At 66.2% G+C, this 21,226-nt stretch carries 16 protein-coding genes and 5 pseudogenes; 3 read left to right on the plus strand and 18 right to left on the minus strand.

Annotated elements, in window-relative coordinates; all coding sequences use genetic code 11:
* A pseudogene (locus tag OR16_RS32165) lies at positions 1 to 579 on the minus strand (polyhydroxyalkanoate depolymerase); the annotation flags it as partial.
* 502 nt (positions 580 to 1,081) lie between these two features.
* Here OR16_RS32165 and OR16_RS32175 point away from each other — a divergent pair.
* Positions 1,082 to 1,738 (plus strand): glutathione S-transferase family protein, encoded by a 657-nt coding sequence (locus tag OR16_RS32175; protein ID WP_006162908.1) that lies wholly within the window; start codon positions 1,082 to 1,084, stop codon positions 1,736 to 1,738.
* 67 nt (positions 1,739 to 1,805) lie between these two features.
* On the opposite strand, the gene OR16_RS32180 is transcribed toward OR16_RS32175, so the two are convergent.
* The 5 genes and pseudogenes from OR16_RS32180 to ubiD all read right to left on the minus strand — a co-directional run bounded on the left by OR16_RS32180 (position 1,806) and on the right by ubiD (position 8,655).
* Positions 1,806 to 3,845, minus strand: coding sequence for an acetoacetate--CoA ligase (locus tag OR16_RS32180; RefSeq protein ID WP_006162909.1), 2,040 nt, complete (start codon positions 3,843 to 3,845; stop codon positions 1,806 to 1,808).
* A gap of 66 nt (positions 3,846 to 3,911) precedes the next feature.
* The gene (locus tag OR16_RS32185) at positions 3,912 to 5,255 is read right to left on the minus strand and encodes an MFS transporter (protein ID WP_006162910.1); all 1,344 of its coding nucleotides are present in this window, start codon (positions 5,253 to 5,255) and stop codon (positions 3,912 to 3,914) included.
* 135 nt (positions 5,256 to 5,390) lie between these two features.
* Positions 5,391 to 6,747 (minus strand): annotated as a pseudogene (locus OR16_RS48520) (AMP-binding protein).
* A 6-nt stretch (positions 6,748 to 6,753) separates the two neighbouring features.
* Positions 6,754 to 7,026 (minus strand): annotated as a pseudogene (locus OR16_RS48525) (acetyl-coenzyme A synthetase N-terminal domain-containing protein); the annotation flags it as partial.
* An 83-nt stretch (positions 7,027 to 7,109) separates the two neighbouring features.
* Positions 7,110 to 8,655: pseudogene (gene ubiD / locus OR16_RS32200) on the minus strand (4-hydroxy-3-polyprenylbenzoate decarboxylase).
* 632 nt (positions 8,656 to 9,287) lie between these two features.
* Between ubiD and OR16_RS32205 the strand changes: the two are divergent.
* Positions 9,288 to 10,334 (plus strand): annotated as a pseudogene (locus tag OR16_RS32205) (transglycosylase SLT domain-containing protein).
* Between the two features lie 87 nt (positions 10,335 to 10,421).
* Here OR16_RS32205 and OR16_RS32210 read toward each other — a convergent pair.
* The 11 genes from OR16_RS32210 to OR16_RS32260 all read right to left on the minus strand — a co-directional run bounded on the left by OR16_RS32210 (position 10,422) and on the right by OR16_RS32260 (position 20,049).
* Complete coding sequence (locus tag OR16_RS32210; protein WP_006162913.1) at positions 10,422 to 11,402, minus strand: pyridoxal phosphate-dependent aminotransferase; 981 nt, start codon at positions 11,400 to 11,402, stop codon at positions 10,422 to 10,424.
* 163 nt (positions 11,403 to 11,565) lie between these two features.
* Entirely contained in the window at positions 11,566 to 12,084 is a 519-nt protein-coding gene (nusB, locus tag OR16_RS32215; protein ID WP_006162914.1) for a transcription antitermination factor NusB, read from the minus strand.
* Positions 12,077 to 12,580: a 6,7-dimethyl-8-ribityllumazine synthase gene (gene ribH / locus OR16_RS32220; protein WP_006162915.1), complete on the minus strand. Its 504-nt coding sequence runs from the start codon at positions 12,578 to 12,580 to the stop codon at positions 12,077 to 12,079. The genes nusB and ribH overlap by 8 nt, the downstream gene beginning before the upstream one ends.
* Before the next feature lie 66 nt (positions 12,581 to 12,646).
* A complete protein-coding gene (gene ribBA / locus OR16_RS32225) occupies positions 12,647 to 13,759 on the minus strand; it encodes a bifunctional 3,4-dihydroxy-2-butanone-4-phosphate synthase/GTP cyclohydrolase II (RefSeq protein WP_006162916.1) in 1,113 nt (370 codons plus the stop codon).
* A 257-nt stretch (positions 13,760 to 14,016) separates the two neighbouring features.
* On the minus strand, positions 14,017 to 14,646 hold the full coding sequence (locus OR16_RS32230) for a riboflavin synthase (RefSeq protein WP_006162917.1): 630 nt from the start codon (positions 14,644 to 14,646) through the stop codon (positions 14,017 to 14,019).
* An 84-nt stretch (positions 14,647 to 14,730) separates the two neighbouring features.
* The gene (ribD, locus tag OR16_RS32235; RefSeq protein WP_006162918.1) at positions 14,731 to 15,849 is read right to left on the minus strand and encodes a bifunctional diaminohydroxyphosphoribosylaminopyrimidine deaminase/5-amino-6-(5-phosphoribosylamino)uracil reductase RibD; all 1,119 of its coding nucleotides are present in this window, start codon (positions 15,847 to 15,849) and stop codon (positions 14,731 to 14,733) included.
* A gap of 60 nt (positions 15,850 to 15,909) precedes the next feature.
* Entirely contained in the window at positions 15,910 to 16,476 is a 567-nt protein-coding gene (locus OR16_RS32240) for a GspH/FimT family pseudopilin (RefSeq protein WP_006162919.1), read from the minus strand.
* Between the two features lies 1 nt (position 16,477).
* On the minus strand, positions 16,478 to 16,927 hold the full coding sequence (locus tag OR16_RS32245; RefSeq protein WP_006162920.1) for a type IV pilin protein: 450 nt from the start codon (positions 16,925 to 16,927) through the stop codon (positions 16,478 to 16,480).
* A 61-nt stretch (positions 16,928 to 16,988) separates the two neighbouring features.
* Entirely contained in the window at positions 16,989 to 18,506 is a 1,518-nt protein-coding gene (locus tag OR16_RS32250; protein ID WP_006162921.1) for a hypothetical protein, read from the minus strand.
* Positions 18,503 to 19,132 (minus strand): pilus assembly protein, encoded by a 630-nt coding sequence (locus tag OR16_RS32255; RefSeq protein WP_006162922.1) that lies wholly within the window; start codon positions 19,130 to 19,132, stop codon positions 18,503 to 18,505. The genes OR16_RS32250 and OR16_RS32255 overlap by 4 nt, the downstream gene beginning before the upstream one ends.
* Positions 19,126 to 20,049: a PilW family protein gene (locus OR16_RS32260; protein ID WP_043422019.1), complete on the minus strand. Its 924-nt coding sequence runs from the start codon at positions 20,047 to 20,049 to the stop codon at positions 19,126 to 19,128. The genes OR16_RS32255 and OR16_RS32260 overlap by 7 nt, the downstream gene beginning before the upstream one ends.
* A 260-nt stretch (positions 20,050 to 20,309) precedes the next feature.
* On the opposite strand from OR16_RS32260, the gene OR16_RS32265 reads away from it, so the two are divergent.
* Positions 20,310 to 20,492, plus strand: a complete 183-nt coding sequence (locus OR16_RS32265) for a hypothetical protein (protein WP_006162924.1) — start codon at positions 20,310 to 20,312, stop codon at positions 20,490 to 20,492.
* A 168-nt stretch (positions 20,493 to 20,660) separates the two neighbouring features.
* Here OR16_RS32265 and OR16_RS32270 read toward each other — a convergent pair whose 3' ends face one another.
* A complete protein-coding gene (locus tag OR16_RS32270) occupies positions 20,661 to 21,224 on the minus strand; it encodes a GspH/FimT family pseudopilin (protein ID WP_063709623.1) in 564 nt (187 codons plus the stop codon).
* Positions 21,225 to 21,226 lie beyond the last annotated feature (2 nt).

The following is a 21,226-nucleotide window of genomic DNA, read 5'->3' on the forward strand; positions in this document are numbered from 1 at the left end:
CGCCGGATCGTTATCCTCCGCCATCAACGCCACGGCGGCGAGCGCGGCCACAGTGGGCTGGCATACCGCCATCAGGTGCGTGCCACCGCCTAGCGTGCGCAGGAAATCCATCAGGTGGTAGACGTACTCGTCAAAGCCAAAGCGGCCGTGCGCCAGCGAGATGTCGCGCGGGTTGTGCCAGTCAGTGATATAGACATCGTGATCGCGCAGCATGGTCTGCACGGTGCCGCGCAGCAACGTGGCAAAGTGGCCCGACATCGGCGCTACCAGCAGCACGCGCGGCTGGCCGGAGACACCGTGCTTGCGAAAGTGCAGCAGTGAGCAGAACGGCGTGCTCGCTGCCACTTCCTCCGTGACCTGTATCGGCATGCCGTTCACCATGACGCTGTCGATGGCGAAGGGCGGGCGATGGTGCGTCAAGCGGCTTAATGAGAGCACGTCGCAGGCGGCGCGCGTGGCGCGCATTGGCTCGCTTTCCGCCAGGCGCGGGTTGGCGCAAAGCGTGCTCGACACCATGTCGGCCAGGCTGCAGGCGGGCTGCATGATATCCGCATAAGTCTGGTACACCTGATACAGCATGGCTCGCCCCTTTTTATGCGTTGACCTCATCAGCCGCAATATGCGTGCCACGGCGAATCCCGTTGGCATGAGGCTTGCGGGCCTGCCCGTATGGCGGAACGGGGTGATCCGTTCTGGTTCGTATGCGGCGCAGGCGCCGCGCGCGGACAACGCACGCGGCGCTTCGCCAGACCATCTGCTTCATGCTGGTGCTGCGCGGCGCACCGTGCCGGTGCCGGCGTGGCCGCAGCATGTTTGAGCATGAAACCGCGTATCCGATGCGTGCCTGCTTCAGGTGCGACGCAATCCTTTGCGTCGTTTCAAGCTAAGCGCTAGGCAAGCGCAAGCAGCACCAATGTCCCCGCCATGATGTAGTACAAATTCATAGTAGAAGCAGCGAGCGCAAAGCACACAATGGATAGCGCGACACTGCAGCGACAGGCACGGGCGCACCGTCTGCTGGCACACAGAGCACGGGGTGCGCCCGCCGTGCAACGGCTTTTCCAGGTGGCAAGGAGGCGGGATGGCAAGGACGACACTCACCATCAGCAGTAAGACGTATTCATCGTGGTCGTTGCGTGGCTGGCTGCTGGTGCGCTTCGCGGGGCTGGAATTCGAGGAGGTGCTGGTGCCCCCCGACGACGCCGCGGCGCGCGCGGAAATCCTGCTGCTGTCGCCTTCGATTCTCGTTCCTCGCCTGCTGCACCAGGGCGTGACCGTGTGGGACACGCTGGCCATCGCCGAGTATCTCAACGAGGTTCGCCCCAAGGCCGGATTGCTGCCCGATGATCGTGCCGCGCGCGCGCATTGCCGCGCCATCTGCGGCGAGATGCACTCGGGCTTCGCCGCCATGCGCGCGGCGTTGCCGATGAACTTGAAGGGGCACTTTCCTGGCTTCAAGGTGTGGTCGCGTGCACAGGCCGACATCGACCGCATCGCGCAGATCTGGACCGAGTGCCTGACGCAGTACGGTGGCCCCTATCTGTTTGGCGCAACGCGCACCATGGCCGATGCGATGTACGCGCCGGTGGTGACGCGCTTCGTGACCTACGGCGTGATGCTGGATCCGGCGCCGGTGGAGTACTGCAAGCAGATCCTCGCCATGCCGGAGTTGCAGGAATGGATCGCCGCGGCGAAGAAGGAGCCCGACGAAATCAGCGAACTCGAAGTGGAGTTCTGACGTTCTTGCCAGGGGAAAGAAGAGGGCGCGCCGCGGCGTTCAGCACCACGGTGCGCCCTTGTTCGTCTTACACCGCGGCGGATTCGCGCGCGCGTGCGGCGATAAAGCGCTCGGCGTAGGCGAAATACCAGTCCAGCGTTTCCGGGTTGGCCATGGCGTCTCGGTTGGCGATCTTGTCGGGCGCGTGGCCCAGCAGCAGCTTCTTGATGGGCACTTCCATCTTCTTGCCCGACAGCGTGCGCGGCACACCGGGCACCTGCAGGATCTCGTTGGGCACATGGCGCGAGGACAGCGCGCTGCGGATGCGCGCGCGCATGGTGTCGCGCAATGCATCGCTCAGGACCATGCCCTCGCGCAGCACCACGAACAGCGGCATGTACGAGTCGCGCCCCAGGTACTCCAGGTCCACCACCATGCTGTCGAGCACCTCCGGCAGGTCCTCCACTACGCGGTACAGCTCGCTGGTGCCCATGCGGATGCCGTGGCGGTTGATGGTCGCGTCCGAGCGGCCGTAGATGATGGCGCCGCCGTGCGCAGTGATCTTGATCCAGTCGCCGTGGCGCCACACGCCGGGATAGGTATCGAAGTAGCTGTCTCGATACCTCGAGTTGTCCTTGTCGTTCCAGAAATAGAGGGGCATCGATGGCATCGGCGCCGTGCAGACGAGTTCTCCTACCTCGTCAATCACCGATCTTCCGGCCTCGTCGAAGGCCTCGACCCGCGCGCCGAGGCAGCGGCACTGCATTTCCCCGAGGTAGACCGGCAGCGTGGGAACGCCGGCGACGAAACAGCCCGCGAAATCTGTCCCGCCCGACAGCGCATTGATCCACACCGGGCCGACGCGGTCGAGAATCCAGCGGTAGCTCTCGGGCGACAGGGGCGATCCCGTCGACCCGATCGCACGCAGATGCGAGAGATCGGCTGCCGCGCGCGGCTCGACACCGGATTTGAGGCACGACTGGAAATACGCCGCGCCGGCGCCGAAGAAGTCGACCTTCGCCTCGTCGATGAACCGCCAGAGCGTCTCCATGTTCGGGTAGCCCGGATTGCCGTCGAACAGGCACACGGTCGCCCCGGCCAGCAATCCGCCTACCTGCAGGTTCCACATGATCCAGCCGGTGCTGGCCTGCCAGCAGAAGCGGTCGCCAGGATGCAGGTCCAGATGTAGCGTGGTGAGCTTGACATGCTCGAGCACGATGCCACCCTGCGAATGGACAATGGGCTTCGGCAGGCCGGTGGTGCCCGAGGAATAGACAACCCAGAGCGGATGGTCGAACGGCACATGCTCGGGATCGAGCGGGACGTCCAATGAGATCGCTTCCGCCCAGGCTACGCCGCCGCGAAACGCGTAGCACGACGATTCATCAGCGAGCCCGGGCACCAGCACGACCCGCTCCACGCTCGGCAACTGCTCCAGCAGCGAGTGCAGGAGCGTGCGGCGGTCGAACGCCTTGCCACCGTAGCGATAACCGTCGACCGCGATCATCACCTTGGGCTCGATCTGGCGGAAGCGATCCAGGACCGCCAACTCGCCCATGTCGGGCGCACATGCCGACCACACCGCACCGATGCTTGCCACCGCCAGGAATGCAACGATGGCCTGCGGCGTATTCGGCAGGAACGCTGCTACGCAGTCGCCGCAGTCCACGCCCATGCCGCGCAGCGATGCCGCCACCGACGCGACCTGCCGTTCGAGCTCGGCCCAGCTCATCTCCCCGGCTTCACCGGCCTCATTGCGAAAGACGATAGCGGGGTGATCGGTCGTGGCATGGCGAAACACCTGCTCGACATAGTTCATCTGAACGCCCGGGAACCACGTGGCGCCCGGCATGTTGGCCTTGGCAAGCGCGACTATGGGCATCTGCGGTGACACAATGTCTGCCCATTCCCACAGTGCCAGCCAGAAGGCGCCGATATGGTCGACTGACCATCGCCACAGGGCGTCGTAGTCGGCGAAGGACAGGCCGCGCTCCCGCTCGAGCCACTGCATGAATGCCGTGACGCGTGCGCGGCGGACGGTATCGGATGACGGTGACCATGCGGGCACGGCCGTTGCTGCGGCTTCGGGCAAGCCGGCGGCGGATATCGAAGTGCTGGAAATGCTCATTGCTGGGTACTCATCTTGGCTGCGTCCTGTCGCGACGCAGCCTGGAGGTGTGGATGCAGTGCGAGGTCAGGCAGATACCGCCACAGGCGATGCCGCAGTGGGAGCGACATCCAGCCTGATATTGGCGAAGTTTGCGAGTTCCGACTCGTAGGTGCGCATGGCGCGCAGGAAGCACAGTGCGGCTAGCAGGCCAAACGCGGGCATGACAGCGAGCGCCGTCTGCAGGCCCCAGGCATCGGATACGAGGCCGCCCACGAAGGGCCCGACAGCCAGGCCAAACAGGTTCTGGAACAGGGACAGCATGGCCGCGCCGGTGGAGCGCACGCCCGGATGGATCACGTTGAACACCACACTCGAAGCCGGCGCCACCGAGCACATCATCATCAGGCCGCCAAGCGCGATCAGCAGGAACTGCTGGTTGGCGGCCATCGAGCCGCCAAACGCGGTCACGAAGACCACCAGCGTCGCCGTGGCGAGCGTAGCCATCAGCACGAGCTTGTTGCGAGGCCGGCGTACCCCGACGGCGTCTGCGGCCACGCCCCAGATGAAAGAGCCTGCCGCGCCGCAGAGCACGACGACCGCGGCTTGCATGGCGGCCTTGTCCGCGGCGACGCCATGGTACCGGTGGAAATAGCTGGGCAACCAGGACCAGATAGTCGACACGACAATGAGCTGGAACGCGGCGCCGAGGCATGTCCACCAGACGGTCGGTGAACTGGTCAAGGCCGTGACGATCTGCCTGGCGAACCCCTGCACGGATTGCCGCTCCGCCCGATCCATGCGCGGGGCGAGTTCGACGGTCTTGTAGTCTGGCACCAGCAGGTACAGAAATGCCAGGACCAGTCCTGGGATACCCACCACACCGAACGCGGCCTGCCAGCCCCAGTGGGCCGCGACGACGCCGCCCAACACCACGCCGAGCACAGAGCCGATCGATGCCGCAGCGAGAAACGCGCCGAGCAGAGTAGCGCGCAGGCGCTTGGGAAACAGGCTCGCGATCAGGGCGCCGCCCACCGAGCCGTAGCCGGTCTCGCCAGCGCCCACGACGGCCCGCGCGAGGAAGAGCTGGCTGTAATTGCGCGTGAACATGCAGGAGATCGTGGCCAGGCTCCACACCGTGGCCATGATGAAGATGCTCTTGACCCGGCTGCAGCGGTCAGCAAGCAGCGCGACGGGAAGGCCGCCCACGGCGACGACGATGGAAATGATCGACACCAGGCCGCCGAGTTGCATGTCGGACAAGCCCCAGGCAGCCTTCATGTGGGGGAACAGCGAAACGATGACCTGGCGGTCAATGTAGTCGAACAACATCAGCGCGAAGGTCATCGCGAAGGCGAACCAGGCCTTGGGCCGGCCGACGAGATAGCCATCACTGCCTTCTGTACCCGAGGCGGCGGAATGCGGGTTCATGGTCTGTGTCTCCAGCTCGGGAGCTTTTTCATGGAAAGCTACCTTTGATGTCTTCCGACTTCGCATCGGCGGGGGTGGCTTCTCAGCCTGAATACGGCCCAGCCCCTTCGGAAGCGGGGCCGGGCGACGCCGGGATCAGGCCGCGCGCAGCGGAACGCCTCGTACGCCGGGCTGGCGGTTGGGCGCCATGCCATTGGCAGCGAGCGTCTCGTTGATGCTGTCGTACCAGGTACCGATGCGGTAAATCTCCCGCGCTTCCTTGCCGCTGGCGATCTCGCGACCCAGTTCGTTGGCAACGCGCACGCACTGCTGCACCTGCTGGACCGACGTCATGCGATTGTCGCGCTGGTCGGTCAGCGTGTCTTCGGTGCCCACGCGCGGATGGAAGCCCATCGCCAAGGACATCATGTTGAGCGGAAGGACGTTCCTGAGAAGGGATTCCGAGGTGATGCAGATGCCGTCAGCGGCGCGCTGTATCAGGTTCATGAAATTGAACGGGTTGGGGCCGTCGGCACCGCCGGCGATACCGATCCAGGTCAGGTTCAAGCGGCGAACCGGTCGAGCCGAGCGCGCGCAGCCGGGAAAGGTCGGCCACGCGCACGGGCTCGATCCCGGCCTTCATGCCGGCCGTGAAAAACGCGGCGCCAGCGCCAAAGGCGGTGACGCGCGCGGCATCCACGAAGCGCCACAGCACGCCGGCATCGGGCCAGGCGGGATTGCCGTCGTAAAGCGCGATGGTGCTGCCCAGCAGCAGCCCCGCGATCTGCGCGTTCCACATGATCCAGCCGCTGCTGCTGTACCAGTGGAAGACGTCATCCGGCCCGAGGTTGTTGTGAAACGCCATCAGCTTGAGCTGCTCGATGACGATGCCGCCGTGGCCGTGCACGATGGGCTTGGGCATGCCGGTGGTGCCGGACGAGTAGACGATCCACAACGGGTGGTCGAACGGCACGGATTCGATCGCCAGCGGTACGCGATGCGCCAGCACCGCCTGCCATGCGTGGCGACGCACGTTGGCGGGAAGCGGGATGGCGTCGGGGGCGGCAAGCGCATCGGTGTGCTCGCCGGGTACGAGTACCAGGTCTGTGAGCGAGGGCAGGGCGGCGGCCAGGTCGGCCAGCACTGGCGCTCGATCGTAGGCCTTGCCGCCGTAACGGTAGCCATCGACGGCGATCAGCACCTTGGGCTCGATCTGGCGGAAACGGTCGCTCACCGCTACCTGGCCCATGTCGGGGGCGCAGCCAGACCAGATTGCGCCCAGGCTGGTGGTGGCCAGGAAGGCGACGACCGTGGCGGCGATGTTCGGCAGGTAACCCGCCACGCGATCGCCGCGCGCCACGCCCATGCCGCGCAAGGCATGCGCCAGCGAGGCAACCTGCTGCTCCAGCGCATCCCAGCTCAGGTCGGTGACCGCGATGGATTCACCGGCGTAGCGGATGGCCGTGCGCTCGCGCGCGGCGCCGCTGCCGGCATGGCGGAACACCTGCTGCACGTAGTTCAGGCGGGCGCCTTCGAACCAGCGCGCGCCGGGCATCTGAGCGCTGCCGAGCACGCGCTCGGCAGGGGTATCGAAGCGCAGGTCGAAATAGGCGCGGATGGCGTCCCAGAAGGCTTCCAGGTCGGTCACCGACCATTGCCACAGCGCGGCGTAGTCGGCAAAGGCGAGGCCGCGCTCGTTCTCCAGCCAGCGCATGAAGTGCGCAATGCGGCTGCCGTCGCGGAACGCTTGTGACGGCGTCCATCTCAGTTGCCCTTCTTCAAGGGTGGTCATGTCTCCTCCTCGGGTCCGTCTCGCGCGGACGTGCGGATGGGTTGCAATGCGGTATTTGGTGTGATCTTACATGCTGCCCGCCATCACGCCTTGGCGCGGGCTTCGAACAAGGCGTCCCACATGCCGTCGACCCGGGCCTTGACCGCGGCATCCATCTGGATCGGACGGCCCCATTCGCGGGTGGTTTCGCCGGGCCATTTATCGGTGGCATCGATGCCCATCTTTGAACCCAGCCCCGACACCGGCGAGGCAAAGTCGAGGTAGTCGATCGGCGTGTTCTCTACCAGCACGGTGTCGCGCGCGGGATCGACACGGGTGGTGATGGCCCAGATCACTTCCTTCCAGTCGCGCACGTCGACATCGTCGTCCACCACCACGATGAACTTCGTATACATGAACTGGCGCAGGAAGCTCCAGACGCCGAACATCACGCGCTTGGCGTGACCAGCGTACTGCTTCTTCATATAACTGCTTCTTCATGCGCACCACGGCCATGCGGTAGCTGCAGCCCTCCGGCGGCAGGTAGAAGTCGGTGATCTCCGGGAACTGCTTTTGCAGCAGCGGCACGAACACTTCATTGAGCGCCACGCCAAGCACCGCGGGCTCATCGGGCGGCTTGCCGGTATAGGTGGAGTGGTAGATCGGGTCGCGCCGCATGGTGATGCGGTCGATGGTGAAGACAGGGAACCAGTCTTGCTCGTTGTAATAGCCGGTGTGGTCGCCATAGGGGCCTTCCAGCGCATGCTGGTAGCCGGATGGGTGATCCGGGTCGGGCTGGATGTGGCCTTCCAGCACGATCTCGGCCGAGGCCGGCACGCTCAGCTCGGACAGCGTTGGCGTGATGCAGCCGGCCAGCGCGGTGCGGCTGCCGCGCAGCAGACCCGCAAACTGGTATTCCGACAAGGTGTCGGGCACCGGGGTGACGGCGCCGAGGATGGTGGCCGGGTCCGCGCCCAGCGCCACCGCGATCGGGAACGGCTTGCCGGGGTTGGCCAGCGCGTGCTCGCGGAAATCCAGCGCGCCGCCGCGATGCGCCAGCCAGCGCATGATGACCTGGTTGCGGCTGATCACCTGCTGGCGGTAGATGCCCAGGTTCTGGCGCTTTTTGTGCGGCCCCTTGGTGATCACCAGGCCCCAGGTGATCAGCGGCGCTGCGTCTTCCGGCCAGCACGTCTGGATCGGCAGGCGCGCCAGGTCCACGTCGTTGCCTTCCCACACCACCTCCTGGCAGGCCGGGCTGCTGACGCGCTTGGGCGCCATGTCCCACACCGATTTGACGAGGGTGAACAGCTTGCCGGCTTCGCGCAGGCCGCGGGGTGGCTCGGGTTCCTTGAGCGCCGACAGGACGCGGCCAATGTCGTGCAGGTCGGCCAGGCTTTCGGCACCCATGCCGAGCGCCACTCTGCGTGTCGTGCCGAACAGATTGGCCAGTACGGGCACGCTATAAGTCTGACCAGGCCGATGGGGATCGCTCGGGTTTTCAAACACGACTGCCGGTCCGCCAGCGCGCAGCAGCCTGTCGCAAATTTCGGTCATTTCGAGGTTGGGCGACACCGGCGCATCGATCCGTTTTAGTTCGCCAAGGCCTTCCAGTTGGCCCAGGAAATCGCGCAAGTCGTTGTATTTCATGATTTATTCGATTGAGGCGCAGGCACGTTAGCGCACCTGTCCATGCAAATGGCATGATGTAATCATCACATGAATGTGATGGGGCACAAAAAAATCGTCTTAATTTTCATGTCCAAATTGTAAATTTTACGACGATGCCGCGGTCGGCAAGGATCGCCTCCATGCATTGCCAGTACTGAGTTTCACCCAATGGAGGGGGCGCGGAAGTGCATCAAAGCCCCTTGTTACATATAACCAAAAGCTTTGTTAATTTGAAACGTTATTCTTGACGATGTATAAAAGGGTTCCTACAATCCGGTTCTGCTCGTTGGAGTGTTGCGGTGCAGCACATTTTCTTCTGCCCTGTCAAGGGGATTAGTGGGGAATTATCCATATCTGATCATATGAGCGGATGCGTCTGAGCAGGACGGATTCGATCGATCGCCCCGGCCGTGGCCGGGTGCTTTGAGTAGTTCGCGGCAGGGCAGGCTCCCCCAAGAGCCTACCCTGTTTCTCGTTGGGCGCATGGGGAGCGCCCACCAACAGGTGCTGGACGTCTTTGCTAGGCGGCGCGGCATCCTTACTTGAATACGCGGTCAACGGGCGTGTGGCGCAACAGCGCGGCACGAAGCGGACAGCGGATGGAGGTAAGTATGAGTGGTTGGAAAACCCTTCATCTTCCCGGAGTCGGACGGGCATTGCAGGTCCGTTTCAGACACCCGGTACCCGGAGTGAGTCGGGCGTTGCAGGTCCGCCTTGCGCATCCGGTCGCTGGCCGCGCTTTACGGAGCGGCCGCGCAACATTGAAATATGCCCTGAACAGTCTCGGGGTCGTGTCTGTAGTCGCAGCGGTATCGCTGTCTGTCAGCCAGGAATGGCGTACGGCCCTGGCCGGTGCGCTGGCCGGCGAGGAAGCGCCCGCGGTATTGATGGAAGCGGCAGTGCCAGCTTCCACGGCCGATGTGGCCGCGGCCAAGCTGGGGCTGACGATGGCGCAGTCCAAGCCCGCAGGTTTGCCGACCGTGTCCGGCACCGACGACTGGGGCCAGCAGCCCGCTGGCAAGATTCCCTCCGTGGCCCACCTGGCCGCGCAGATCCCGGCACAGCGCGTGGCGCTCGATGCGCGCAACCCGGCCACGCTCGGCAGCGCGCGCGAGCAGGCTGTGGTGGCTGAGTACATCGCGCGCAAGTATCGCGTGGCGGCGCAGGCCACCGCGCAAACTGGTGAAGGCCGCCTACCTGACGGGGCGCGAGGTCGGCATCGATCCGCTGCTGATCCTGGGCGTGATCGCGATCGAGTCCAGCTTCAATCCGTACGCGGAGAGCGGCGTGGGCGCGCAGGGCCTGATGCAGGTGATGACCAAGGTCCATCAGGACAAGTACGAGGCCGTGGGCGGCGTGGCAGCCGCGCTGAACCCGTACGCCAACATCAAGATAGGTGCGCTGGTGCTCAAGGACTGCATCGCCCGCGCCGGTTCGCTGTGGGTGCGGCGACCACCAACACCGATGGCGGATATGGCGCCAAGGTGCTGGCAGAGCGTGCACGCCTGCGCCAACTACCGGGTGTGCGCAGCGTCGTTGCGGAGCCGGTGTCGGCCAAGCCGGAAGTGTCGGCGGATGCCAAGGCACAGGCCGAGCATCGTCAAGGCACGACCGGTGACAAGCTGGAAGCGGCGGGCAACATCCCGAAAAGCGCCTGATCGAGGGATCCTCGTAGCTCGGGCAGCGCAGAAAAAAAGCACCCTCCGGGGTGCTTTTTTCGTTGCAGCGACGGCTATGCCCGGTGTTCAGGCAAAGAACTTGGCCAGGCGCGCCATGGCCTCCTCGATGTTCTCCATCGAGGTTGCATAAGAGATCCGGATATAGTCGCGCGCCGTGTATGGGCCAAAGTCCTGGCCCGGCACCAGCACCACGCCGGCATCGTGCAGCATGGCCTGGGTCAGGGCGTCGGCATCGCCTGCGGACGGGTGGTTGACGCCGCGGCAGTCCGCGTAGACATAGAAGGCGCCATCCGGCTTGACTGGCACCCGCAGGCCCAGCGACTCCAGCGCCGGCACAATAGCATCGCGGCGGCGGTGGAATTCCGCCTTGCGTGCGTCGTAGATCGCCAGCGCTTCGGGGGAGAAGCAGGCTAGCGCGGCGTGCTGGGCGACGGCCGACGCGCAGATGAAGAGGTTCTGCGCCACTTTCTCGAAGGCGCCTACCAGTTCATCCGGCACCACCAGCCAGCCCAGGCGCCATCCGGTCATATTGAAGTACTTGGAGAAGCTGTTGACGGTGATCACGTCGTCGTCCAGGCTCAGCGCCGATACCGGCGGTGCATCATACGACAGCCCCTGGTAGATCTCGTCGACAATGGCAAAGCCCTGGCGGGCCCGCACGGCCTTCAGGATGCGCGCCAGTTCGTCCGGCAGGATCGAAGTGCCGGTGGGGTTGGAGGGCGACGCCAGCAGTACGCCGCGGGTCTGCTCGCCCCAGTGCGCCTGCACTTGCTCCGCCGTGAGCTGGAAGCGCTGGGCCGGCCCGCTCGGGATCATCTTCGCGCGGCCGTCGAAGGCGGCAACGAAATGCCGGTTGCAGGGGTAGCTGGGGTCGGGCATCAGAGGTACCACGGGCTCGGCGGCGGTGAAGTCGGGCTCACCGATCCCCATGTGGATGATGTGGCGCCCGGCACGCTCGAGTTCGGCGGCCTGCTTGGCCAGCTCCATCACGTGGAAGGCGTCGATATTGGCAAGACGGGAGGCAGTGGCGAGGCGCTGCAGATCCATGGCTAGGACAGGCCTGGTGGGCCTGATAAGTTGGGTTGAGGGGAGTAGGGCGGAGTTGATCGGGTGTTGGTCGGGCGTTCGGTGCGGTAGAAGTAAAAACACCCGCCGGAGCGGGTGTCGGTACGGCAAGCATGGCACCGTGAACGGCGCCGGTTGCCGTCGTTCAGCGTCGGGCGGCCAGTTCCGGCGCGCGCACCTTGGCGGCCAGCTTGTCCAGCACGCCGTTGACATACTTGTAGCCTTCCACGCCGCCGAAGGTCTTGGTCAGTTCCACGGCTTCGTTGATGACGACCTTGTACGGGATATCCACGCAGTGGATCAGCTCGTAGCTGCCGATCAGCAGGGCCGCGCGCTCGACTGGCGACAACTCGCTTACCGGGCGGTCCAGGAACGGCTCGAAGGCGCCCGTCAGCCGGGTTTCTTCGCGGATCGCGCCATTGAGCAGTGCATCGAAGTGCTCGCGGTCAGCCTTGTTGAAGCCTTGGGCGTCGTGCAGATGGGCCTGGATCGCATCGGTATCGTTGCGGTTCAGCAGCCACTGGTACAGACCCTGCAGCGCGAGTTCGCGCGAGCGGCGGCGCGCGCTCTTGGGCGCCGCCTTGGGCTCGGCCTTGGCGATGGGCTTCGCGCCGGCGTCGTCCGCCGGCTTGCCGGCGGGGTTGCTATCGGGCGCGTCACTCATCGTCGTCCTCGTCTTCCTCGGCTTCCTGGCTGCGCAGCGAATCCAGCGCCGAGACCAGGTTAGCCATTTCCACCGCGGCGCGGGCGCAGTCGCGGCCCTTCTCGCGGGTGCGGGCATGGGCCTGGGCGTCGGTGTCGACGGTCAGGATGCCGTTGGCGATGGGCACATTGAAGTCCAGGCCGACGCGGCTGATGCCGGCGCCCGATTCGTTCGAGACCAGCTCGAAGTGATAGGTCTCGCCGCGCACAACCGCGCCCAGCGCGACCAGTGCGTCGAACTGGCCGCTTTCAGCCATTTTTTGCAATGCCAGCGGCACTTCGAGGGCGCCCGGCACGGTCACCACCAGGGTGTCCTCGCCTTCAATGCCTAGCTTTTCCAGCTCGGCGACGCAGGCTTCGAGCAGCTCGGCGCAAACCGGCTCGTTAAAGCGCGCTTGCACGATGCCGATGCGCAGGCCTTCACCTTCGAGGTTGCTGGGGTAGAAACCGTGATCCATCTTATCTTCTCCTGGGTTCGGGGTGGCGGCCCGCGACAGGCTCGCGGCCGCCGGGTATTCGGTCGTTCAGTTAGCCTGGCCGCCGCTCATGGGCTGGTAGCCAGTCACTTCAAGGTCATAGCCGGTCATGCTCGGCATTTTCAGCGGAGATGCCAGCACGCGCATCTTGCCCACGCCGAGATCCTTGAGGATCTGGGCGCCGGTACCGTAGGTGCGCAGGTCCGGCTTCACGCGCGGGCGGTTTTGCGGCGCGTCGAGCGCCGAGAACTGCGTAAACAGCTGTTCCGCCGTGTCGCCACAGTTCAGCAGCACCATCACGCCGTGCTCGGACTGCGCAATGGCCTCGAGCGCGGCGGGCACGCTCCAGGAGTGCGTGGTACGCGACACTTCCAGCAGGTCCAGCGTGGAAAGTGGCTCGTGCACGCGCACCAGCGTTTCGCGATCGGCCTGGGGGGTGCCCTTGACCAGCGCCAGGTGAGCACGGCCGCTCGGCTTGTCGCGATAGATGATGCTATGGAACGTGCCGTACGGCGTCTGCATGGTGCGCTCGCCGGCGCGCTCGATGATGCTCTCGGTGCGGCTGCGGTAGTGGATCAGGTCGGCAATGGTGCCGATCTTGATGTGATGCTCTTGTGCGAACTCGATCAGGTCCGGCAGGCGCGCCATGGTGCCGTCGTCCTTCATGATCTCGCAGATCACCGCCGCGGGCGTCAGGCCAGCCAGGGCACCCAGGTCGCATCCGGCTTCGGTATGGCCGGCGCGGATCAGCACGCCACCGGGCTGGGCCGTCAACGGGAAGATATGGCCGGGCTGGACCAGGTCGGCGGCACGGGCATCCTTGGCCACTGCAGCTTGTACGGTACGGGCCCGGTCGGCTGCCGAGATGCCGGTTGTGACGCCTTCGGCTGCCTCGATCGACACGGTGAAGTTGGTGCCGTGCACCGTGCCGTTGCGGCTGACCATGGGTTGCAGCTCGAGCTGGCGGCAGCGTTCGGCGGTCAACGTCAGGCAGATCAGGCCTCGGCCGTACTTGGCCATGAAGTTGATCGCCTCCGGTGTGACGAAATCGGCAGCCAGAACCAGGTCGCCCTCGTTCTCGCGGTCTTCCTCGTCAACCAGGATGACCATGCGGCCGGCACGGATTTCGGCAATGATTTCTTCTGTACGGGCGATTGTCATGGCTTGCAGGCTGGGAAGCTGGCTGGAGTTTGGGCTGGAATTCTGGCTGAATTTCGGGCGGGATGGCTTGCTGGCCGGCTGCCGCTCCGGGGTATACCGGCTGGCCGCGGCAGCGGTCTGGCCCAATATTGTACGTCAACCGGACGCCGCAGGGCGCGCGGCGCCAGCCGGGTCAATGCCGACGGCCCTCGTGTGACGGTGGGCGGCAGCTAGTCGGGTGACCTTGGCAGGCTGGCAGGTCACCGAAGACACGCGTGTCAGGCGGGTTTCGGCGCGCTCAACATGCGCTCAACATAGCGCGCGATCAGGTCGATCTCCAGGTTCACGCGCGCGCCGGGCTTCAGATCCTGCAGCGTGGTGACCTCAATCGTGTGGGGAATCAGGTTGATCGAGAACGTGCAACCTTGTTCGTCGTCGATGACCTTGTTGACCGTCAGCGACACGCCGTTGACCACCACTGACCCCTTGTAGGCCAGGTAGCGTCCCAGCTCGCGCGGGGCGCGTACGCGCAATTCGTGGGATTCGCCCACCGGCGCGAAGTGGGTGACTTCGCCCAGCCCGTCGACATGGCCCGAGACCAGGTGACCGCCGAGGCGGTCGGCCAGGGTCAGTGCCTTCTCCAGGTTGACCCGGCCGGGCTTGTCCAGGCCAGCGGTCTTGTCGAGCGATTCGCGGGAAACGTCGACGTCGAAGGCGTCGCCGTCCAGCGCGATGACCGTCATGCAGGCACCCTGGATGGCGATGCTGTCGCCAAGGATGACATCGGACAGGTCCAGCCCGTTGGCACGGATGCGCAGGCGCACGCCGGCATCGGCTGCGGCTTCGCTGGCGCCCAGCGGGGAAACGGTTTCGATGCGGCCGACGGCCGCGACAATGCCAGTGAACATGATCGATGCGCGATGCAATGGGAAAACACGCATGCTAGCAGGTGCGGAGCCGATGCGTTTTTCTCGCGGCTTGCCGGCAAGTGGTCAGGCGTGATCGGCGCGGCGCGCAATCAGGCGCAGGTCTTCGCCGATCATGCGCACGTCGTGCCAGCGGAAGGCCGTGGCGTCCTGCAGCCGCGCCAGGGGCGGCAACTGGAACATGCCTTGTGCGTCGCCCAACAGCTTGGGCGCGAGGTAGATCAGCAGCTCGTCCGCGCAATGCTCGCGGATCAGCGATCCGTTGAGCTTGAAGCCCGCTTCCACGTGTAGCTCGTTGATGCCGCGCCTGCCGAGTTCTTCCAGCATGTGGCGCAGTTCCACCTTGCCGTGCGGATTGGGCAACACCACGACTTCCGCGCCGCGGGCTTCCAGGGCGCGCCGGCGCGCCGTATCGTCAAAGGCGCAGAACACCAGCACGGGCTTGGCAAAGTCTCCGGTGTCCGGCGTCAGCAGGCGCGCGTCCAGGGGAATCTCCAGCCGGGAATCCACCACCACGCGCTGCGGCTGGCGCGGCGTGTCCACGGCGCGCACATTGAGCTGCGGGTTGTCGTCGCGCACGGTGCCTATGCCGGTCAGGATGGCGCTGGCGCGCGCGCGCCAGGCGTGGCCGTCGTCTCGGGCCGCCTGGCCGGTAATCCACTGGCTGCTGCCGTCGTGCAGCGCGGTGCCGCCGTCGAGCGAGGCGGCCACCTTGACGCGTACCCAGGGCAGGCCCCGCGTCATGCGGTTGACAAAGCCGATGTTGAGTTCGCGTGCTTCTTTTTCGAGCAGGCCGCAGCGTACGTCCACCCCGGCTTCGCGCAGTCGCTGCAAGCCACGGCCGGAAACCGTCGGGTTGGGGTCCTCCATGGCCGCCACCACGCGCGCGATGCCGGCGCGCACCAGCGCGTCCGCGCAGGGCGGCGTCCGGCCGAAATGGCTGCAGGGCTCGAGCGTGACAAAGGCCGTGGCACCCTTGGGATCGTTCCCGCGCGCCGCGGCATCCTTGAGCGCCTGGATCTCTGCGTGATCCTGTCCGGCGGGCTGGGTGAATCCCTGGCCGATGATCTTGCCGTCCTTGGATAAAACGCAGCCAACGCGCGGGTTGGGCGTGGTGGTGTACATGCCACGCTCGGCGAGTGCGAGAGCCTGTGCCATGGCTGCGTGGTCGGTATCGGAGAACATGGGGCCTGGTGCTTCCTGCCGCGCGGGCGGTGAGTTGGATAGGGTTACAGTCATCAGGTGTCAGGGCGGCTCGGACTGTGCGAGGCCGTCGCAATCGGCATCCTGCCCCGGCGTGCACAAGCGGACGCGGCCGTGGGCACCGAGCCTTAGCTGCCGCTGTTCGCCCCGGCAGGTCACGGTGAAGGTGGCGGCGAGAAACCCGCCTTGCTCTGAGCGAGAGTATCCCACAGCTGTCATGCGCAGCGTATTGCTGCCTTGCTCGGTCGAGCGCAGGGCAATGCGCAGGCAGGCATCGCGCAGTTCGACGACAGCAAGCAAGCCGGCATCACCCTGGTCAGACGCGCTCCCCGGCTCCAGTGTCAGGCGCCATCCACCGTCCAGCGTCGACGCGCCGGGCAAGGGCGCCAGTATCACTTTCGCGCGGCGGGCCACGGCGCTGGCGCGCGCCAGCGCCAGCGAGCCGGCCAGGCGATCCGCCGCCAGCATCACCTGCTGCCGTGCCTGCAGGCGCTGCCAGGACGGGTAGGCCAGTGCTGCCAGGATGGCCAGCACGGCGACGCAGGTCAGCAGTTCGGCAAGCGTTGCACCGCGACGCCGCTGCCGGTGCCAGAACCGACCGCAGGCCACCTCAGCAAGCCGGCGGCAGCGGCACCGGCTCCGTGGCAAAGGCGGGCTGTGCAAGCCATTCGCCGGTGCTGCGCAGGATGAGCGTGCCGCATGACGCATCCGGCGTCTGCGGCACTGCGCGCAGCTCCACGCATTGCGCCAGCCCGCTGCCCGGGCAGGCGCTGGCGTTGATCCAATGCCGCGGGCGCGCCGGTTGCGCGGGTACCGGCCGCGGCCAGCTGCCGGCCACCACGGCGCCTCCCGGCTGAGCGGCGAAGCTCATGGTGGCGAGTGCGTGGCGCTCCAGGTCGAGCATTACCCCGACTAGTGCGCTGCGCGCCTCGGCGCGCCAGCCGCGCGCCAGGTGCTGGTGCCAGGCAGGCATCACCATCGCCACGAGGATCGCGGAGACAGTCAGCGTGACCAGCAACTCCAGCAGGGTGAAGCCGGTCGGGCGGGGGCAGGGCGTCATGGATGGGTCTCCGGGATGCGTTGGCGCGGTTGGCCGTGGATCGATCGGGCGCATCGGAGCCTCACGGCGAGCCGGAGCGGGTCAGCTCGCGCCACCTGAGGCGGCCGGTGCGGCGGCTGGCGATGGTGCGGTTCAGTGGCACGGCGCGTCCGTCCTCCCGGGACCAGAGCGTGAGCGCCACGGCCTCGATCGATGTGACACCCGGTGACGCCGCACGCTCTGGCGGTAGCGCTGTACGTTCGAGAGCGATTGCCGCCCTGGCGCTGGCTCGGAACCCGGTCGCCACGTGATTGAGAGAGCCGCCCGCCTGCGCGCTGGTAGCGGATTCCCCGCTCAGCGCGTGGATCAGGTATGCGCGTTGGCGCGCGTCGGGTGTCCGGGTGACAACGCCAAGGTAGCCCGGATCGGCGGGCAGAAGCCGGTCCAGTCGCTCGCCGGGATTTGGAAGCAGCAAGTGCCAGCCGGCGGCAACGCCTGGCCGGCCTTGCGTATCCCCTGTGCCAGCCTGCCGGCGCAGCACCACGCCGCTTCCTTGGGGCTGGGCCACAATGCGCGCGGCGCCGCTACTCGGCTTGCCGTTGTCCGCAAAGCTCGCGCCGTCGAAGACAGCGCTGACATGGTTGCCGTGTCCGTACACCACCAGGTAGCCGCCGGCGGCGCTGATTAGCACTGGCGGCACGATCGCGCATGACGATGGCGTCGGGTTTTCCATCCTGTGTATGCAGCTGACGCGCTGGCCGCTATCGTGCCATGGCATCGCTCCGCGCAAATCAAAACGCCAGAGCCCGCCGGCGGCATCGACTGCATACGCCGCCAGGGCCATGCCGGAAGCGTCCGGCAGGATGCTCGCGGCAAGCAGCGCGGGGTTGGGTTCGGCGATGCCGCAACCACCGGCCGGCAGGAGCAGCCGCACGACCGCGTGCCGGCCTTGCCACGGTGCGTGCGCGGGCTTGTCCATGGGCAGCAGGGCGATGCCGGCTTGGTGACGGGGCGCGTCGTGATGCGGCCCGCCTTGACGGGTTTGGCGACCGGGTGAGGCGCCCAGCGTCACCATGGCATACCAGCGCGCGCCTTCAGGCGTGGAGAGCGCCAATGCGCGGACCGGGCCCGACGGGGCCAGCGGCAGTACGTCAGAAGCCTCGGCCCTCCAGAGTGCCTCTACAGGCGGCTGCGTGGCTGCATTGGTGATGTCGAGGGCAAAGACGCCCGCCTGCGGATCGGTCATGTTCGCCGGAAGGCCACACAGCAACACAGTGCGCCAGCGACCCGGTTCGATCGAGACATCGGCCGCCTCCGGGTAGGGGCAGGGTGTGGGGCCCCGTTTTCGCATTGGGCGCGGCAAGTAAGCGAGTACCTCCTCGCCGGAACTCGCATTGAACGCGCGCAGCATGCCATCACGCATGCCTAGCCAGACCAGCGCAGCGCGTGCACCGTGCTGAACAACGAACTCGGCGTGGCCCGGCCAGCCAGGCATCCACGTGGGAGGCGGCACCAGGGCCGCGGCCTGCGCAGCGCCAGCGAGCAGCAGTCCGGCGGCGAGCGCGGTCAGTGAGTCGTGAAACCAGGCGCAACACGTCATGGCTGGAGCTCGCTTTGCAGCAAGCTGCGTACTGCCGCATCGCGCCCGATGCCTAGCGCAGTAATGCGGAAACGCAGGCGCGGCCCCTTGCCCGACGCGTAGTCGGATCCCAGCCATTCGCCAGGAGGGCGCTCGTGCAGCAACTCGACAACGTACCGCGGCATGGCACCCGCGCCAGCCGCTCCGGCTGGCAATGCCGGCAGGGTAGCGCCGCTGAACGTGCCCATCGCGATGCCGATGGCCGCGTCGGGCCGGCGGGAATCGAGCCAATCCACCCAAGGCGGCTGAATGTTCGCGGCAGGCCGGCAAAGGCCCCGCTGCGCGCCAGCGCCACATCGGCCTGGGAGCGGCCACGCGGCAAGGCGGCTATCCACCCCGGACGCGCCGTTTCTGAGCGCCGCCATCAACTCCGCTTCCGCGTCGAGCAATGCCGTCTCCGCCGCGCGAAAGGCAATCTCCTGCTCGAGCTGGTAAGTGGTCACTTGCCTGCTGGCGAGCAGGAATTGCAGGCCCGCCAGGGTCGTGGCGGCCACAAGCAGCAGCATTGTGGCCGTCAGCAGCAGCGTGGTACTCCCTTCGGCCCTGTTGCGGCGCAGCAGGCAAAGCGCAGCGGCGCCGCTCAGCACAGCGTCTCCATGCAGGGCCGGGGGTTGCGTAGCCGCACGGACGCCGAGTACACCCGGCGGATCAGGGCAGGCCGGTCACGCGGCGAGAAGACGAGGTCGCCGCCATGCGCGCCCAGGGCGCCCGGCGGGAACAAGTTAAGCACGGCTGGCGCTGCCGCCAGCGCCAGTGGGCGCTCACCACGCAGTACCAGTGCCACCTGCACCACCAGTACCTCGCGCCAGGCCGCGTCGCCCCTGGCGCGCAATTCCTCGGCGCGGAGGAACGCATCGGCCTTGCCATCGGCATCGGTATCGATGCCGTATCGCAACTGCATGGTCTCCACGCCGCGCACCAGCGCGCCCGAAGTCCAGCTTCCCGCCAGCACCCGCCCGTCGCGCCGGCTGGCATAGCGGCACAACAGCTGCGGCTCGCCATCCGCGCCGATGGCGATATAGAGCAAGCTCGCCCCCGCATAAGCGCGGGCCGCGCCATCAGGCGAATCGCCAACGCTTGCCGCCGGCAACGCGTATCCGCTGCAATCGATCATGGTCTGGTCCGGCAGGGTCGGATCTTGCGCGCGCCCGCTGCCGCTGAATCGCACCAGCAGTGCATCGCTGCCATTGACGCCACCGCGAGCGCAGGTAGGCAGCGCGGCAATGCCCGGCTGGCCGCAATCGTCGCGCCCTGACAGCGCCGGCGGCGCTTTGGCCGGCAAGGCCGGCCCGACCGGATGCCAGCCGCTATGCCGGACCAGGTGAGTGACGATGGCGAGCGCCCGCTGGCCGCGTTCTTCCAGCAGCACGAGATCCACGGCGGTGCGGTACGCGAGCTGCACGGCATGGAAGGTGGACACGGCCAGCGCGCTGACGAGCAGGCCAAGCGCCAGGCCAACCATCAGTTCGATCAATGAGAATCCTTGCGCGCGACGGGACCTCATGGGCGGAGCCAGAGGACAACGATGCGCAGCGTGGCCGCATCCGGCGCGCTGCCGGCGCGCCGCGACGAAGCCAAAGACAGCGGCCCGACGACCGCCAGCCTGGATCCCGGCGAGCACCCGGCCAGGACGGGCTCGTCCCCCGCCGAAGCAAGCGACTGGCACAGCCGGAGGTGATCCGGGGCAATGCCGCGCGCCTGAAGCGGCGATAGCGCGAGGGCAGGATCCCCCAACTCCGCTAGTTCCGCGGCTGCACGTGTTGCATGGCCGAGAGCCTCATAGCCGCGCAGCGCACCAAGCGCAACCGGAGCCAGAGCGGCGAGCGGCAGCAGGCCGGCGCCGAGGACGGCGAGGGCGGTGAGGGATTCGATGAGGATGAAGCCGCGGTTGCCTATGCCAATCGGGGGAAAGGTAGCTTGACGGATACGCGGTCCTGCTCGCATTGACATGAAAGGCTCACTTGGAAAGCGTTATGCCCAAGAGTAGCCACGGTGCGTGCCGGAAAATGTTCCAGATTGTAGAGGTTGTGGGGCAGCTTGTTAATTCTGCGTGCCCGCAGCGGCGAAGCGCGAGGCGGCGGCAATCGGATCCATCCGGTTGCCGCGCCGGATGGATCAGGGCGGTGCCAACGCGCTCGCGGTGCAGGTGGTATCCCGCGACGGGTCACAGACTCGTGATCTGCCGAGCGCATTGATCTCCACCACGCGCTGCAGGGTACCCAGCGTGAACGTCGCGGTCGCCGTGAGTTGGGATCTTGTAGCCGCCGTGATCGAATAACCGACCGGCGAAAAGGCGACATATCCCGTTGCATCGGGGTTGGTATTGAAGGTGATGGCGATATCGCTGGGGATCGGGTCGTATTGCGAAATCAACGTGTCACTCGTCGTGAAAGCACCGTCAGGCGTACTGTGTTCAGAGAATACCTGCCAGCCATTGTTCCACGCCGCACCGATGGGAGCGATGGTGACATAGCTGTTGGTCGCGGCTGCGCCGGAGCGCGCCTGCGCGATGGCGGAGGCGAAACCATCGGCCGCGGAAATGAGGCGCTGCCGCCGCAGGAAGTCGCTCAGGTTGGGCGTTGCCATGGCAAGCAAAATAGCGGCAATCGTCATCGTGATCACCAACTCGATGAGCGTGAATCCGCTCGCACAGGGGGGCTGGTTCCGGCGCTTTTGCATTT

The organism is Cupriavidus basilensis OR16 (assembly GCF_000243095.1).
Taxonomy (GTDB): Bacteria; Pseudomonadota; Gammaproteobacteria; order Burkholderiales; family Burkholderiaceae; genus Cupriavidus; species Cupriavidus basilensis_D.